We start from the raw sequence: 15,072 nt of genomic DNA, 5'->3' as shown, positions 1-15,072 counted from the left end.
TAGCGATCGGGCTGCACTTAGACTGGGAAGCATCGTCCGCGTCTGTCTCGAGTGTGAAGGGAGCAACGATGCCTCTGTCTGAGCACGAGCAACGACTTCTCGAAGAAATGGAGAGAAATCTCTACCAGAACGACGCGGACTTCGTCGCGACCGTGGGTGCAGCCCGCGGGCGCACCAACTACACGCTCATCGTCGTCGGAATCCTCACCGCCGTTCTCGGCATCGGGCTGATCGTCACGGGCGTCATCACTCAGCTTCCCCTCGTCGGGATCCTCGGCTTCGTCATCATGTTCGGTGGCGCACTGCTTGCGATCTCGCCGGGACGCAAGACCGGGCCTCCCGTCGAGCCGAGCGCGGCCGAGCGGGAGCGCTCCTCGAACCGTATGCCGACGGCGGGTCGTTCGAGTGGCGGGTTCATGGATCGCATGAACGACCGCTGGGAGAAGCGCCAAGACGGAAGCGACGGCAGGGAGTAAGATCCACCTCGCACCACTTCGAAGGGCCGACCGCAAGGTCGGCCCTTTTTTTGTGCCCTGATCCGCTCCAGGACGCGTCAAAGCGCTCCATTTTCCTCCACCCCCGTGATGCCCGTCATCACGGGGGTTTCGTGTGTCACACACCCCCAATATGGGTCGTGCTCTTCTTTTTGTGGTGCTAAGTGGAGTAAAGTGGGGCCTGTTCAGCACGGCCGGCGAACGAAGGGGGTGGCGCGTGTGTTTCTCGGGACCTACACCCCACGCCTCGACGAAAAAGGCCGCGTCATCCTGCCCGCGAAATTCCGCGACGAGCTCGAGAGCGGAGTCGTCATCACGCGAGGGCAGGAGCACTGCCTCTACGTGTTCAGCAGGAGGGACTTCGAGGAGATCCACACGCGGATCCGTCAGGCCCCTGTCACGAGCAAGCAAGCGCGTGACTACTTGCGTGTCTTCCTCTCGGGCGCGAACGACCAGGTTCCCGACAAGCAGAACCGCGTCACCGTGCCCTCCTCGCTGCGCAGCTACGCGGGACTCGACCGGGACCTCACCGTCATCGGCGCAGGAAACCGCGCCGAGATCTGGGACTCTGCGGCCTGGGAGACCTACTACGCCGAGCAAGAGGCGAGCTTCGCCGACACCACGGAGGAGGTGATCCCCGGACTCTTCTAGCGCCTTGTCTTTGACTCCCAGCCGATGTCGGCCCTGCCTCACTTCCCCGGAGGCAGGTCAGACCGGATGGGGATCAAGGATCAGGGGCCGGGCCGGACGCCATGTCAGACAGCGAGATCCACATCCCCGTATTCCTCGACCGCACGATCGAACTGCTCGAACCCGCCATCACGAAAGCCGGCGCCGTCGTCGTCGACGCCACTCTCGGCATGGCGGGCCACGCCGAGGCGATGCTCGAGCGGTTTCCCGACCTCACGCTCGTGGGTCTCGACCGCGACCCCGACGCTCTCGAGATCGCCGGCCGACGTCTATCGCGCTTCGGAGGGCGGGTGCACCTCGTGCACACGGTCTACGACCTCCTCCCCGACGCGCTCGAGGGGGAGGGGATCGGAGCGGTCGACGGAATCCTCTTCGACCTCGGGGTGTCGTCGTTGCAGCTCGATCGCGTCGATCGCGGGTTCTCGTACTCCAAAGACGCGCCCCTCGACATGCGCATGGATTCGACCTCGGAGCTCACGGCCGAGACCGTTCTCGCCGACTACAGCGAGGCCGACCTCAAGCGCATCTTCCGTGACTACGGCGAGGAGCGGCTCGCGGGCCGCTACGCCAAGCGGATCGTCGACGAGCGAGCGCGCAGACGCTTGACGCGGTCGGCGGCCCTCGTCGAGATCATCACGGAGGTGACTCCCGTCGCGGTCCAGCGCAACGGACACCCCGCCAAGCGCGTGTTCCAGGCCCTCCGCATCGAGGTCAACCACGAACTCTCCGTGCTCGAACGCGCGATCCCGGCGGCTCTCGACAGCCTCGCGATCGACGGTCGCATCGTCGTGCTCGCCTACCAGTCCCTCGAAGACCGCATCGTCAAGAGGGCACTCGCGGCGGGATCGACGTCGTCGGCCCCCGAAGGGCTCCCCGTCGAGCTGCCCGAACACCGCCCCGAACTCCGTCTCCTCGTGCGCGGCGCCGAACTGGCGAGCGACGAGGAGAAAGACCGCAATCCCCGTGCCGCACCCGTGCGCTTGCGCGCAGCAGAGAGAATCAGGAGGGCCGCATGAGCGCGATCCCGGCACTGTATCCCGACCCGACTCCGCGCCGGAGAGGCGACGAACGCGAGCACATCGAGATCGTCTCGACGCGGGCGCAGCGCAAAGCCCGCCCCAAGCTCCTCACGGCGCTGCTCACCGTCACGGGGCTCTTCGCCATCCTCAGTGTGCAACTGCTGCTCACGATCGCGACGTCCGAGGGTGCGTACGAGATCTCCCGACTCCAAACCCAGCAGGCCGAGCTCGCTCGAGACGAGCAAGTGCTCGTCGAGGGGCTGCGCGTGCTCGACGCTCCCCAGCACCTCGCCGCAGAAGCGCAGGAGATGGGCATGGTCGTCACCTCCAGCACCGCGCAATTGCGGCTCTCCGACCTCACCGTGCTCGGAACACCGACGGCGGCGAGCGCGAGCGAGGCTCTGAGAACCGCGGACGACGGCAGCCCTCTCATCCCGAACCTGTTGCTCGAGGGGGTTCCGCTCTCCGGCGCGGCCGGTTCGGCTGCGGCGGGCGACGAAGCCGCTGCCGCAGGCTCCGACCCCGAGACCGATGCGGGCGCGCCTCCCGCTGGCGAGACCGACGACTCGGTAGCGTCGGCGCCGATGGGCATCCCGTCGCCGTCCACGCGATGACGCCGGATCGGACGTCCGCTCGCGAGTGTCCGGTTTCGACTTCTCACCGCGGGGACGCCGCACCCACCCGTCATCTGATCCAGGGGGAAGCACACGCGTGAATGTTCCACGAATGACCCGGCGTCGGCTCGCCGTCGCCATCATCACCGTCGTCGCCGTCATCGGTGTCTTCGTCGTCCGCCTCGTCGACATCCAGGTCGTGCGAGCCGACGAGCTCAACGCGAACTCCATGGACAGGCGAGCGGTCGCGCAGACGACCTACGCGGCGCGAGGCGACATCGTCGACAAGGACGGCAACGTGCTCGCCGGGAGCGTCATGCGATACGACATCACCGTGTCGCCGAAGACCATTCCCGCGACCTTCACGCGAGTCGACGACGAGGGCGTCGAGACCGAGGTGACACTCGAGGAGGCCGCGGCGGAGGTCGCCCGCATCACCGGCCAGAAGAAGGCCGAAGTCCTCGCCGCATTCACCGACAACCCCGAGTCGGATTTCGAGTACGTGATCCAAGAGGTTCCGACCGAGACCATGCGCGAGATCCGAGAGCTCGGCATCCCCGGCATCTACCCGCGACAGCGACCCGCTCGCATCTACCCGGGAGGATCCGTCGGGGGCAACCTCGTGGGATTCGTGGGGACCGACGGGCCGCAGAACGGCCTCGAGCGCACCGAAGACTCGTGCATCGCGAGCGAAGACGGGTCGTCGACGTACGAGCGCGGGGCCGACGGCATCCGTCTTCCCGGCAGCACCGTCACGACCCAGGAGGCCGTCGACGGGGGAACCCTGCACACGACGATCGACTACGACCTGCAGTGGACCGTGCAACAGACGATCGCCGAGCAAGCCCTCGCGATCGGAGCCGAGTCGGCGAGCGCGAGCGTCGTGGAGGTCGCCACGGGCGAGATCCGTGCCCTCGCCGACTGGCCGTCCGTCGATCCCAACAACGTCGACGGCACGCCCGTCACGAACCTCGGGTCACTCGCGTTCACGACGCCGTACGAGCCGGGGTCGACCTTCAAGCCGATGACCGCCGCGATGCTCATCGACAAGGGCGTCGCCGACCCGATGACCCAGGTCTCGGTGCCGGCCGTCTGGTTCTCGCCGGAGGGCAACCGGATCGCGGATGCCGCGCCCCACGCCGATCTGCAGCTGACGCTCACGGGCGTCATCGAGCAGTCGTCGAACGTCGGCATCTCCCAACTGGCGACCCGGGTCTCGAACTCGGACCGCTACGACTACATGCGCGCGTTCGGCATCGGGAGCAAGACCGAGGTCGATTTCCAGGGCGAATCCGCGGGGCTGCTCTCCGAGACGTGGGACGACCAGACCAAGTACAACGTGTCGTTCGGCCAGGGTGTCTCGGTCACGGGTGCGCAGATGGCGAGCATCTACCAGACCCTCGGCAACGGGGGAGTGCGCAAGCCTCTGACTCTCGTGACAGGGTGCGAGCTGCCCGACGGCACCATGACCGACGAGCCCTCCACCGAGGAGACCCGCGTCGTGTCGGAGGCCGCAGCAGACACGAGCGTCGCGATGATGGAGTCCGTGGCCAATACCGGCGGACTCGCCGCCCAACTCCAGATACCCGGATACCGGGTCGCCGCGAAGAGTGGAACCGCCGAGGTCGCCGCCGGGGGCGTCTACACGAGCGACCGCGTGGTCTCCGTCGCGGGGCTCGCGCCGGCCGAGGATCCGAAGTACGCGGTGATCGTGACGTTCGTGAAGCCAAGTACCATAAGGACGTCGGCAGCCGCGGCGCCGACCTTCCAGAAGATCATGACGCAGGTGCTCAAGACGTACCGTGTCACCCCCTCGTCGACACCCGCACCCTCTATGCCGACGACATGGTGAGAAATGAGACGCCCGTGAACGACCGGACACCCCCGGTTCTGCGACCCGAACACCCGTCGGCGCGATCCCTCGTCGGCCTCGTCGACGAGTTCGGGCTCGAGCACGTCGGCTCGCTCGACGGAGTCGAGGTGACGGGTGTCACCCTCCGCACGACCGAGGTGCAACCGGGCGATCTCTACGTCGGCGTACGCGGCGCGCACAACCACGGTGCGGCGTTCGCCACCCAAGCGGTCGAGGCCGGCGCGGTCGCGATGCTCACCGACGCCGAGGGTGCCGAGCTCGCGCGCGACAGCGGGCTGCCGATCGTTCTCGTGGAATCCCCCCGCACGGCCCTCGGCGACGTGTCGGCGTGGGTGTACCGGACGACGGAGTACCCGCCGCTCCTGCTCGGCATCACGGGCACCAACGGCAAGACCTCGACCGCGTACATCCTCGAGGGCATCCTCAAGCAGCTCGGTCTCGTGACGGGACTCTCGTCGACCGCCGAGCGTCACATCGGCGATCTCACCGTCGTCAGCAGGCTCACGACCCCCGAGGCGAGCGAGATGCACGCGCTCCTCGCCCGCATGCGGGAGAGCGAGGTGCGCGCGGTCGCCGTCGAGGTGAGTGCGCAAGCGCTGACCGCCAATCGCGTCGACGGCATCGTCTTCGACGTCGTCGGGTTCACGAACCTCAGCCACGACCACCTCGACGACTACGCCGACATGGACGAGTACCTCGCGGCGAAAGCCCTCTTCTTCGACAACGATCGCGGCAAGCGCGGCGTCGTCTCTCTCGACACCCCCTACGGTGCTCGCATCGTCGACCACTCGCACATCCCCGTGACGACGGTCTCGGCGACGCCCGGCATCACGGGGGAGTGGAATCTGACGATCGTCGACGAGACGCCGGCCTACACCGAGTTCACGCTCACGGGCCCGGAGAATCGCTCCATCACGACGCGCGTGCCACTCATCGGGTGGCACATGGCCGCCAACGCGGGGCTCGCGATCGTCATGCTCGTCGAGGCCGGTTTCGAGCTCGAGGCCATCGGACACGCTCTCGGTGACGGCGGCATCCAGGCCTACCTCCCCGGGCGGACCGAACGGGTCTCCGGCGATCGTGGTCCGTCGGTCTACGTGGACTTCGGCCACAGCCCCGACGCCTTCGTCAACACCCTCGCGGCCGTGCGCAAGTTCACCGACGGCAAGGTCATCATGGTCTTCGGTGCCGACGGAGACCGCGACGCGACCAAGCGTCACGACATGGGTCGGGTCGCGTCCGAGGGCTCCGACATCCTCGTCATCACCGATCACCACCCGCGCTTCGAAGACCCCGCCTCCATCAGGGCGACCCTCGTCGAGGGGGCCGCGCTCGCGAGCGACCCGGCGGAACTGCACGAGGTGAGCCCGCCCGAGCGCGCCATCCGGGTCGCAGTCGGGCTCGCGAAAGAGGGCGATTCGATTCTCTGGGCGGGCCCGGGGCACCAGGACTACCGCGACATCCGCGGTGAGCGCACTCCGTATTCGGCTCGTGCCGAGGCACGCGACGCCCTGCGCGAAGCGGGCTGGTCGTAGATGATCGCCACGACTCTCGCGGGCCTCGCCGACATGCTCGACGGTGACCTCGTTCTGGACTCGTCACGCCGTGCCGACGACGCCGTCTCGGGTCGTGTGGACACCGACTCCCGCATCGTGCAGCCCGGCGGGATCTTCTTCGCCCTGCACGGTGACACCGCCGACGGACACGACTTCGCGCACGCCGCCGTCGCGAACGGTGCCGCGGTCCTCGTCGTCGATCGGCGCCTGGAGATCGACGGAGGCGCGGGCGCGGGCGTCGCCCAGATCGTCGTCGACGACACCCTCGCGGGCCTCGCGCGGCTCGCGCGCCGCGTCGTCGCGTCGGTGAGGGAGGCCGGCCACCTCCGCGTCGTCGCGATCACGGGGTCGAACGGCAAGACGACGACCAAGAACATGCTGCGCGCGATCCTCGATCGCGTCGGCCCGACCGTCGCACCGCAGGGCTCGTTCAACAACCACGTCGGCGCGCCCCTGTCGATGCTCGGCGTCGACGAGTCGACCCGGTTCCTCGTCGTGGAGATGGGGGCGGCGGGCGCGGGGCAGATCGCTCGCCTCGTCGACATCGCCACTCCCGACATCTCGGTCGTGCTCAAGGTCGGGCTCGCCCACGCGGGGGAGTTCGGCGGCATCGAGGCGACCGCTCGCGCGAAGGCCGAGATCGTCACGTCGCTCCCGTCGACGTCCGTCGCGATCCTCAACGCCGACGACGACCGCGTCGCCGCGATGGCCGACCTCACCGAGGCGCGGGTCGTGACCTTCGGTCTCGACGACAGCGCAGACATCCGCATCGGCGACGTGGAGGCCACGGCGACCGGCACCGTGTTCGCCGTGACCGTCGAGGACCGCGAGCGGACGGTGTCGATGCGCATACTCGGCGAGCACCACGCCATGAACGCGACGGCCGCCTTCACCGTGGCCCGAGAGCTCGGCCTCGACCTCGACGACGCCATCGACGCGATCGAATCCCTCGAGCGTGCCGAACGCTGGCGCATGGAGCTGCTGCGCCGCCCCGACGGTGCCACGATCATCAACGACGCCTACAACGCGAGCCCCGACTCGACGGCCGCCGCACTCAAGACGCTCGCCCAGATCACGCGGGGCGGAGGCCGGTCGACGGCGATCCTCGGCGAGATGGCCGAGCTCGGCGAGTTCGCGCGCGAAGAGCACGATCGCATCGGGCGCCTCGTCGTGCGCCTCAACATCGCGCGGCTCGTCGTCGTCGGATCCGCCGCGCGCATCATCCACAGTGCGGCGGGCCTCGAGGGGTCGTGGGACGGCGAATCCGTCAACGTCGAGACGGCCGACGAGGCATTCGCGCTCGTCGAGCCGACTCTCGGCGAGGGTGACGTCGTGCTCGTCAAGTCGTCGAAGTCGGCGGGACTGCGATTCCTCGGCGACCGGCTCGCGGGAGTCGACGGATGATCGCGCTCCTCACCTCCGCGGCGTTCTCGATGGTGTTCACGCTCCTGCTGACCCCGCTCTTCGCTCGCGCGTTCCGCAGACTCAACCTCGGTCAGTTCGTGCGCGCGGACACCCCCACGACCCACGTCGTCAAGCGCGGTACGCCCTCGATGGGTGGCGTCGTGTTCATCACGGCGTCGGTGCTCGGCTATTTCGTCGGGCAGTTCGCCGGCCAGCAGCGCCCCTCGGGCTCGGGACTGCTCGTCATCCTCATGATGGTCGGGCTCGGACTCATCGGGTTCGTCGACGACTTGCTCAAGGTGCGGCTCAAGAACAGCATGGGGTTGAGCGGCCCCCTCAAGATCCTTGGAACGGTGATCGTCGGGAGCGTCTTCGCGATCCTCTCCATCACCTACGAAGACCCGAACGGACTCACCCCCGCGTCGACCGCGGTGTCGTTCCTCCGTGACCTGCCCTTCGACTTCATCGTCATCTTCGGTAGCGGCCTCGGGCTCGTGCTCTTCGTCGGCTGGATCGTGCTCATCACGACGAGCGTGTCGAACGCCGTCAACCTCGCCGACGGTCTCGACGGCCTCGCCGCGGGATCGGCCGCCTTCGCGATCGGCTCGTACATCATCGTCGGGTTCTGGCAGGCGCAGCAGTCGTGCACGTTCCTCGCCGAGTCCGCCGAGAACTTCTACAAGTGCTACACGGTGTCGTACCCGCTCGACCTCGCGACGATCGCGGCGTCGATCGTCGGCGCTCTCATCGGGTTCCTGTGGTGGAACACGTCGCCCGCGCAGATCATGATGGGCGACACCGGCTCGTTCGCGATCGGAGGAGCCCTCGCGGCACTTGCGATCCTCACGCGAACCGAACTGCTGCTCATCCTCATCGGCGGCCTCTTCCTCGTCATCACGGGTCAGGTCATCGTGCAGCGCATCTACTTCAAGGCGACGCGAGGCAAGCGCATCTGGCGCGCGAGCCCGCTCCACCACCACTTCGAGATGAAGGGTTGGGCGGAAGTCACGATCGTCGTGCGGTTCTGGATCATCTCCGGCCTCTTCGTCGCGAGCGGTGTGGGGCTTTTCTACGCCGAATGGCTCTACAGCACGCCATGAGGACGATCGACGACATCCGTGCGCTCTCGAGCTGGCACGACGATTGGCGCGGGCTGCGCGTCGCGGTTCTCGGCCTCGGCGTCACGGGGTTCTCGGTCGCCGACACCCTCGTCGAGCTTGGGGCAGCGGTCACGGTGTTCGCGGGCGCGGCGGACCCCGAGCGCGCCGAGCTGCTCGACGTCATCGGAGCCCGACTCGTCGTGGCCGACCTCGCCGTCGACGGTGTGCGCCTTGTCGCCGAATCGGATGCCGAGCTCGTCGTCGTCTCGCCGGGCTTCGCCCCGAGTCACCCCGTGGTGTCGGCGGTCTCGACCGCGGGGATCCCCGTGTGGGGTGACGTCGAGCTCGCGTGGCGCGTTCGCGACAAGACCGGCACGCCCGCGCAGTGGTTGCTCGTGACAGGCACCAACGGTAAGACCACGACGGCCGCGCTCACCGAGGCGATGCTGCTCGCCGGTGGTCGCCGAGCCCTCGCGTGCGGCAACATCGGGGTTCCCGTGCTCGACGCCGTGCGCGACCCCATCGGCTTCGAGGTGCTCGTCGTCGAACTCTCGAGCTTCCAACTCCACTACGCCGAGACCCTCTCGCCCTGGGCGAGCGTGTGCCTCAACATCGCGGCCGACCACCTCGACTGGCACGGCTCCGAAGCGGCCTACTTCGCCGCGAAAGCCAAGGTCTACAAGCGCACCGTCTCGGCGTGCGTCTACAACCGCGACGACGAGCGCACGCGCACGATGGTCGAAGAGGCCGAGGTCGTCGAGGGCTGTCGAGCGATCGGGTTCGGTCTCGGAGTGCCGGGGCCGAGCGATTTCGGCATCGTCGACGACATCCTGTGCGACCGGGCCTTCCTCGACGATCGCTTCACGTCGGCCCTCGAGATCGCGACCCTCGAGCAGATGGATGCCGCGGGGCTCGGCGCGACGCATCTCGTCGCGAACACCCTCGCCGCCGCGGCACTCGCCCGGTCGACGGGGGTGCTGCCCGAGGCGATCCGCACGGCGATCGCGGGCTTCACCGTCGACCACCACCGCACCGAGGTCGTGGCCGAGCGCGACGGGGTCACGTGGGTCGACGACTCGAAGGCCACGAACCCGCACGCTGCCGCGGCATCCGTCTCGGCGTTCGAGTCGGTCGTCTGGATCGTCGGGGGTCTCTTCAAAGGGGTCGACGTCGATGAGTTCGTCGCCGAGAAGCGGGACAACCTCGCCGCCGTCGTCGTGATCGGTGCCCACCGCGACGAAGTCGTCTCGGCATTCCAGCGACACGCGCCCCTTCTCCCTCTCATCGAGGTCGAGGAGACCGACACTGAACACGTGATGCCGACGGCCGTGAGGTCGGCGGCCGCGGTCGCTCGACACGGAGACGTCGTGCTCCTCGCCCCGGCGGCCGCATCCATGGATCAGTTCGAGGACTACGCCGATCGCGGCAGACGCTTCACCACCGCAGTGCACGACATGTTGGGAGATCGGCCGGATGACGACCAGCATCCCTCGCGACAGCCGTCGCCCCGGCTCTGACAGCGAGACCACCCCGACGGGCACATCGTCGACTCGAGATCGCGCGGCATCCCCGGGACCGGCCGCGATCGTCGCCGTCAAAAAGATCTTCGCCGCAGAGACGGGAAACTTCTTCCTCCTCCTCGGCACGACGCTCTTCCTCATCGTCTTCGGACTCGTCATGGTGCTCTCGTCGTCGTCGGTGACGTCGTACACCCAGTCCGCCGACTTCTTCTCGGGATTCGCCCGGCAGAGCCTCTTCGCGCTCATCGGACTGCCGATCATGCTCATCGCGTCACGCATGCCCGCGACGTTCTGGAAACGGTGGGCGCCCGTGCTCATCCTCGGGAGCATCACCCTCCAGTTGCTCGTCGTCGCGACACCCCTCGGTGTGTCGATCGGAGGAAACCGCAACTGGTTGAGGCTCAGCGACAGCATCTCCCTCCAGCCGTCGGAGGTCACCAAGGTCGCTCTCGTCATCTGGCTCGCGTGGATCCTCTCCCTCAAGGCCGACCGGCTGCACGACCTGCGCCAGCTCGCGTGGCCCATCGTTCCCGTCGCCGGTGCGGCCGTCGGTCTCGTGCTCTTCGGTGGCGACCTCGGCACGGGCATCATCATCATGCTCATCGTGTTCGGCGCGCTCTTCTTCGCGGGAGTGAAGCTGAGGTTCCTCGCGATACCGCTCGTGTTCATCGCCGTCGCCGTTCCGCTCGTGGGGTTGTCGAGCAATTCGCGGAGCGACCGCATCAGCGTGTGGATGGAGCAGTGCAGTTCGGCGAGCGACTACGCGTCGCTCTGCTGGCAGACGGTGCACGGCTGGTGGGCCCTCGCCGCCGGTGGAGTGTTCGGCGTCGGTCTCGGCAACTCGAAAGCCAAGTGGTCGTGGCTGCCCGCCGCGGACAACGACTTCATCTTCGCGATAATCGGCGAAGAGCTCGGGTTGCTCGGAGCGGTGACGGTGCTCGTGCTCTTCGCAGTGCTCGCGGTCGCGTTCATCCGCATCATCCGGGCGAACAGCGATCCTTTCGCGCGCATCGCCGTGAGCGCCGTCATGGTCTGGATCATCGGTCAGGCTTTCGTGAACATCGGTGTCGTCCTCGGGGTGCTCCCCGTGCTCGGTGTTCCGCTTCCCCTCATCTCCGCGGGAGGGACCGCTCTCGTGTCGTCGATGCTCGCGATCGGAATCGTGCTCTCGTTCGCTCGCCAGCCTGACGCCGCTCGCGCCGGAGTCGCATCGCGATGACGCGCTACCTGCTCGCCGGCGGCGGTACCGCCGGTCACGTCAACCCGTTGCTCGCCGTCGCAGATCGTCTGCGCGAGCGCGACCCCGACGCCGTCATCAGGGTTCTCGGCACCGCCGAGGGTCTCGAGGCGCGGCTCGTCCCCGCGCGCGGTCACGAGCTCGTCGTCGTCGAGAGGTTGCCGTTCCCCCGCCGACCCGGTGTCGCGGCGCTGCGTTTTCCGACGCGATTCCGCGCGCTCGTCGCGCACATCCGCGCCCTCCTCGTCGAACACCGCATCGACGTCGTCGTGGGGTTCGGCGGATACGTCTCCGCGCCCGCCTACCTCGCGGCACGCCTCGAGAGGGTCGCGATCGTCGTGCACGAGGCGAACGCTCGACCGGGTATCGCCAACAGGCTCGGTGCGGCGCTCACACCGCACGTCGGTGTGGCGTTCGCGGGAACGCGATTGCGCCGCGCTCGCACCGTCGGAATGCCGTTGCGCCCCGAGATCGAGAGGCTCGACCGGCGCGCCGCGAAGGCCGACGCGATGACCGAGTTCGGTCTCGACCCCCAGAAACCGACGCTCCTCGTGACCGGCGGCTCGCTCGGGGCCCGCGCGATCAACACGACGATCGCGACCTCCGTCTCGGTCGTGCTCGGGGCGGGCTGGCAAGTGCTGCACATCACGGGCACGCGAAGCGAGATCGACTACCCGGCTCTCGCCGGCTATCACGTCGTGCCCTATTGCGACCGCATGGATCTCGCCCTCTCAGCGGCCGATCTCATTCTCGCGCGAGCCGGCTCGTCGACCGTGAGCGAGGTGAGCGCCCTCGGGATACCCGCGGTCTACGTGCCCCTTGCCATCGGCAACGGGGAACAGCGGCTCAATGCGAAGTCCGCGGTCGACGGGTCGGCCGCCCTCATCGTCGACGACGCCGACTTCACGCCCGAGTGGGTCACCGACCGCTTGACCCGGCTGCTCGCCGACCGCGCCGCGCTCGCGTCGATGGCCGCCCACGCGAGCGTCGTCGGCACGCGCGACGGCACCGACCGGCTCATCGCACTCATCGATGACGCCGTGAGTGGAGAGGTAGCGTTGCCGTCGTGATCAAGACCGATTTCGCCCAGACGATGCCCTCCGAGCCGGGCACGGTGCACTTCGTCGGCATCGGTGGCGCGGGGATGAGCGGCATCGCGAGTCTCTTCGCGTCGGCCGGCCACACGGTGACCGGCTCGGACATCCGCGACACCGCGATCGTCGCGGCGCTGCGCGACGAGGGCATCACCATCACGATCGGGCACGACGCGCGCGCTGTCGACGGCGCCGACACCGTCGTCGTCACGGGTGCGATCGCCGAAGACAACCCCGAGTACCTCGCGGCCAAGGCGGCGGGACTCCCCGTGGTGCATCGCGCGGTCGCCCTCGCGTGGCTCTCGAGCGGCACCCGGCTCGTGGCGGTGGCGGGGGCGCACGGCAAGACCACCTCGACGGGGATGGTCATCGAGGGGCTCCTCGCCCTCGATCGGTCACCGAGTTTCGTCAACGGGGGGATCATCCGCTCGCTCGGGGTCAGCTCCGCCGCGGGAACCGACGACGTGTTCGTCGTCGAAGCAGACGAGTCCGACGGATCGTTCTCGCTCTACGACACCGCGATCGCCCTCATCACCAACGTCGACCCCGACCACCTCGACCACTTCGGCAGCGAAGAGGCGTTCCTCGACGCCTTCGTGCACTTCGCGTCGAAGGCGCGCGAGCTCGTCGTCATCTCGAGCGACGACCCCGGGGCGAGCCGGATCCTCTCGCGCATCACCGCCCCGAGAGTCATGACGTTCGGTCGAGCCGACGACGCGGATGTGCGCGTCACCGACCTCGACCTCGGACCGACGGCGTCGTTCACCCTGGTCCACGCCGGTGTCTCGCACCGGGTCGCCCTCGCCGTACCCGGCGTGCACAACGTGCTCAACGCGGCGGGAGCCGTGACGGTGCTCATCGGCCTCGGTGTCGACGCGCGCGCCGCGGCCGACGCCGTCGCGACCTTCGCGGGCACGGAACGTCGCTTCGAGCCGCGCGGAGATGTCGGAGGAGTGCGCGTGTTCGACGACTTCGCCCACCACCCGACCGAGATCCGCGCCGCCCTCTCCGCCGCTCGCGATGCCGTGGGGCCGGGTCGACTCATCCCGATCTTCCAGCCGCACCTCTTCAGTCGCACACGGATGCTCGCCCAGGAGTTCGCCGATGTGCTCGAGTCGCTCGCGGACGAGACGATCGTCGTCCCCGTGTACGGCGCGCGCCAAGACCCCGAGCCGGGGGTGACGGGGGAGCTCATCACCGAGAGGTTCGCCGACGCCTCTCGCGCGCGCTACATCGACGACTGGACGGAGGCGTCGCGCACCGCCGCCGCGATCGCCCGCCCCGGAGACTTCGTCATCCCCATGGGTGGCGGTGACATCTACCTGATCATTCCGACGCTCCTCGCCGAACTCGAGCGGGCGCAGGCGTCGAGCGCGCTCCGATGAAGCGACCGGAAGGGTTCGACCCCCGACGGTCGCCCGAACCGGATGCACCGTCGGGGCGTCCGGCCGCGCGTCGGGGAACCTCGCGCGGTCGTGCGGGCAGCCGCGACGACGATCGGGCGGCGTCGGCCTCGGTGTCGGCGTCGACCTCGGCGTCGGGGTCGAGTTCGCCCGCGGCTTCGAGTCCTGCCCCCGCCCCCGAACGGGATCCGTCGATCGCCGCCGTCACGGCGGCCGCGATCCGCAAGCGCATGCGCGCGGGGGAGCGCGCGCGGTCCGCCTCGGCGCCCGCAGCACCGGATGATCGCCACGCGGCCCGGATGGCGAGGCGTGCCGCCCGCGAGCGGCGACGGTTCGAGCGCGGCGAAGTGCGCCGGTTCACGCGGCGATCGCGTCGGCGCAAGATCGCGTGGGCGACGACGGCCGGGATCACGGTCGTCATGGTCGCTCTCGTCGCGGTCGCCGTCTATTCGCCCCTGCTCGCTCTCAAGACGATCGAGGTCGAGGGCACCTCGCGTCTCGACGCGGCGGCCGTGCGCGAGGCGATCGACGGTCAACTCGAGACCCCGCTCGCTCTCGTGGACTTCGACAGGATGACCGACGAGCTCGGGGTGTTCCCCCTCATCCGCAGCTACGTGACCGAGACGATTCCTCCCGACACGATCGTCGTGCACATCGTGGAGCGCGAGCCGATCGGGTCGGTCACGACCTCGTCGGGATTCGCGCTCGTCGACCCCGCGGGCATCGTCATCGAGCGCTCGGAGGCGCGCATCCCCGGTTTCCCGCTGCTCGATGCGAGCGAAGACGAGGTCGACGGTGAGGGGTTCGCGGCCGCGGTCGAGGTGCTGCTCGCGCTCCCCGAGTCGGTGCTCGATCAGGTCGACACGGTCGCGGCCGAGTCACGGGACGATGTCGAGCTCTCGCTCGTCTCGACCGGGGGCCGCATCATGTGGGGCGACTCCGACAACTCGGCATACAAGGCTCGCTTGCTCGAGGTCCTCGTCGCGAATTACCCCGACGCCTCGGAGTACAACGTCTCGGCGGAGGGCCAGGGCAGCATCACGCCGTGACAATCGCGACACGCGGGTC

The 15,072-nt window shown here is 68.5% G+C and carries 13 protein-coding genes; all 13 read left to right on the top strand.

Annotated elements, in window-relative coordinates:
* The first annotated feature begins 68 nt into the window (after positions 1-68).
* Positions 69-476 (top strand): DUF3040 domain-containing protein, encoded by a 408-nt coding sequence (locus ACLHIH_RS05085; RefSeq protein WP_411315613.1) that lies wholly within the window; start codon positions 69-71, stop codon positions 474-476.
* Between the two features lie 237 nt (positions 477-713).
* The gene (gene mraZ / locus ACLHIH_RS05080) at positions 714-1,145 is read left to right on the top strand and encodes a division/cell wall cluster transcriptional repressor MraZ (protein WP_411315612.1); all 432 of its coding nucleotides are present in this window, start codon (positions 714-716) and stop codon (positions 1,143-1,145) included.
* A gap of 101 nt (positions 1,146-1,246) precedes the next feature.
* Positions 1,247-2,200 (top strand): 16S rRNA (cytosine(1402)-N(4))-methyltransferase RsmH, encoded by a 954-nt coding sequence (rsmH, locus tag ACLHIH_RS05075; protein ID WP_411315611.1) that lies wholly within the window; start codon positions 1,247-1,249, stop codon positions 2,198-2,200.
* Positions 2,197-2,817 (top strand): hypothetical protein, encoded by a 621-nt coding sequence (locus ACLHIH_RS05070; protein ID WP_411315610.1) that lies wholly within the window; start codon positions 2,197-2,199, stop codon positions 2,815-2,817. Before rsmH ends, ACLHIH_RS05070 begins: the two co-directional genes overlap by 4 nt.
* Positions 2,818-2,929: 112 nt before the next feature.
* Positions 2,930-4,669, top strand: a complete 1,740-nt coding sequence (locus tag ACLHIH_RS05065) for a peptidoglycan D,D-transpeptidase FtsI family protein (RefSeq protein ID WP_411315609.1) — start codon at positions 2,930-2,932, stop codon at positions 4,667-4,669.
* Positions 4,663-6,225 carry a Mur ligase family protein gene (locus ACLHIH_RS05060; RefSeq protein ID WP_411315608.1) on the top strand — a complete coding sequence of 521 codons (1,563 nt, stop codon included), beginning with the start codon at positions 4,663-4,665 and terminating at the stop codon, positions 6,223-6,225. The genes ACLHIH_RS05065 and ACLHIH_RS05060 overlap by 7 nt, the downstream gene beginning before the upstream one ends.
* The gene (locus ACLHIH_RS05055; protein WP_411315607.1) at positions 6,226-7,650 is read left to right on the top strand and encodes a UDP-N-acetylmuramoyl-tripeptide--D-alanyl-D-alanine ligase; all 1,425 of its coding nucleotides are present in this window, start codon (positions 6,226-6,228) and stop codon (positions 7,648-7,650) included.
* A complete protein-coding gene (gene mraY / locus ACLHIH_RS05050) occupies positions 7,647-8,750 on the top strand; it encodes a phospho-N-acetylmuramoyl-pentapeptide-transferase (RefSeq protein ID WP_411315606.1) in 1,104 nt (367 codons plus the stop codon). The genes ACLHIH_RS05055 and mraY overlap by 4 nt, the downstream gene beginning before the upstream one ends.
* Entirely contained in the window at positions 8,747-10,267 is a 1,521-nt protein-coding gene (gene murD / locus ACLHIH_RS05045; protein WP_411315605.1) for a UDP-N-acetylmuramoyl-L-alanine--D-glutamate ligase, read from the top strand. The genes mraY and murD overlap by 4 nt, the downstream gene beginning before the upstream one ends.
* Positions 10,224-11,489 (top strand): putative lipid II flippase FtsW, encoded by a 1,266-nt coding sequence (ftsW, locus tag ACLHIH_RS05040; protein ID WP_411315604.1) that lies wholly within the window; start codon positions 10,224-10,226, stop codon positions 11,487-11,489. Before murD ends, ftsW begins: the two co-directional genes overlap by 44 nt.
* Positions 11,486-12,577 carry a UDP-N-acetylglucosamine--N-acetylmuramyl-(pentapeptide) pyrophosphoryl-undecaprenol N-acetylglucosamine transferase gene (locus tag ACLHIH_RS05035; protein WP_411315603.1) on the top strand — a complete coding sequence of 364 codons (1,092 nt, stop codon included), beginning with the start codon at positions 11,486-11,488 and terminating at the stop codon, positions 12,575-12,577. Before ftsW ends, ACLHIH_RS05035 begins: the two co-directional genes overlap by 4 nt.
* On the top strand, positions 12,574-13,986 hold the full coding sequence (murC, locus tag ACLHIH_RS05030; protein ID WP_411315602.1) for a UDP-N-acetylmuramate--L-alanine ligase: 1,413 nt from the start codon (positions 12,574-12,576) through the stop codon (positions 13,984-13,986). Before ACLHIH_RS05035 ends, murC begins: the two co-directional genes overlap by 4 nt.
* Complete coding sequence (locus ACLHIH_RS05025) at positions 13,983-15,053, top strand: FtsQ-type POTRA domain-containing protein (RefSeq protein WP_411315601.1); 1,071 nt, start codon at positions 13,983-13,985, stop codon at positions 15,051-15,053. Before murC ends, ACLHIH_RS05025 begins: the two co-directional genes overlap by 4 nt.
* Positions 15,054-15,072 lie beyond the last annotated feature (19 nt).

Origin of the sequence: Marisediminicola sp. LYQ134, from assembly GCF_046599635.1 — a bacterium.
Classification (GTDB): Bacteria; Actinomycetota; Actinomycetes; order Actinomycetales; family Microbacteriaceae; genus Marisediminicola.
This window is presented reverse-complemented; position numbering and strand designations above follow the sequence as displayed.

What these genes read in the sequence shown, in the direction of transcription:
- ftsW (WP_411315604.1), top strand. Translation starts at nt 10,224, where the DNA reads ATGACGACCAGCATCCCTCGCGACAGCCGTCGCCCCGGCTCTGACAGC.
- ACLHIH_RS05025 (WP_411315601.1), top strand. Translation starts at nt 13,983, where the DNA reads ATGAAGCGACCGGAAGGGTTCGACCCCCGACGGTCGCCCGAACCGGAT.
- murD (WP_411315605.1), top strand. Translation starts at nt 8,747, where the DNA reads ATGAGGACGATCGACGACATCCGTGCGCTCTCGAGCTGGCACGACGAT.
- ACLHIH_RS05035 (WP_411315603.1), top strand. Translation starts at nt 11,486, where the DNA reads ATGACGCGCTACCTGCTCGCCGGCGGCGGTACCGCCGGTCACGTCAAC.
- mraY (WP_411315606.1), top strand. Translation starts at nt 7,647, where the DNA reads ATGATCGCGCTCCTCACCTCCGCGGCGTTCTCGATGGTGTTCACGCTC.
- ACLHIH_RS05055 (WP_411315607.1), top strand. Translation starts at nt 6,226, where the DNA reads ATGATCGCCACGACTCTCGCGGGCCTCGCCGACATGCTCGACGGTGAC.
- ACLHIH_RS05085 (WP_411315613.1), top strand. Translation starts at nt 69, where the DNA reads ATGCCTCTGTCTGAGCACGAGCAACGACTTCTCGAAGAAATGGAGAGA.
- rsmH (WP_411315611.1), top strand. Translation starts at nt 1,247, where the DNA reads ATGTCAGACAGCGAGATCCACATCCCCGTATTCCTCGACCGCACGATC.
- ACLHIH_RS05060 (WP_411315608.1), top strand. Translation starts at nt 4,663, where the DNA reads ATGGTGAGAAATGAGACGCCCGTGAACGACCGGACACCCCCGGTTCTG.
- ACLHIH_RS05065 (WP_411315609.1), top strand. Translation starts at nt 2,930, where the DNA reads ATGACCCGGCGTCGGCTCGCCGTCGCCATCATCACCGTCGTCGCCGTC.
- ACLHIH_RS05070 (WP_411315610.1), top strand. Translation starts at nt 2,197, where the DNA reads ATGAGCGCGATCCCGGCACTGTATCCCGACCCGACTCCGCGCCGGAGA.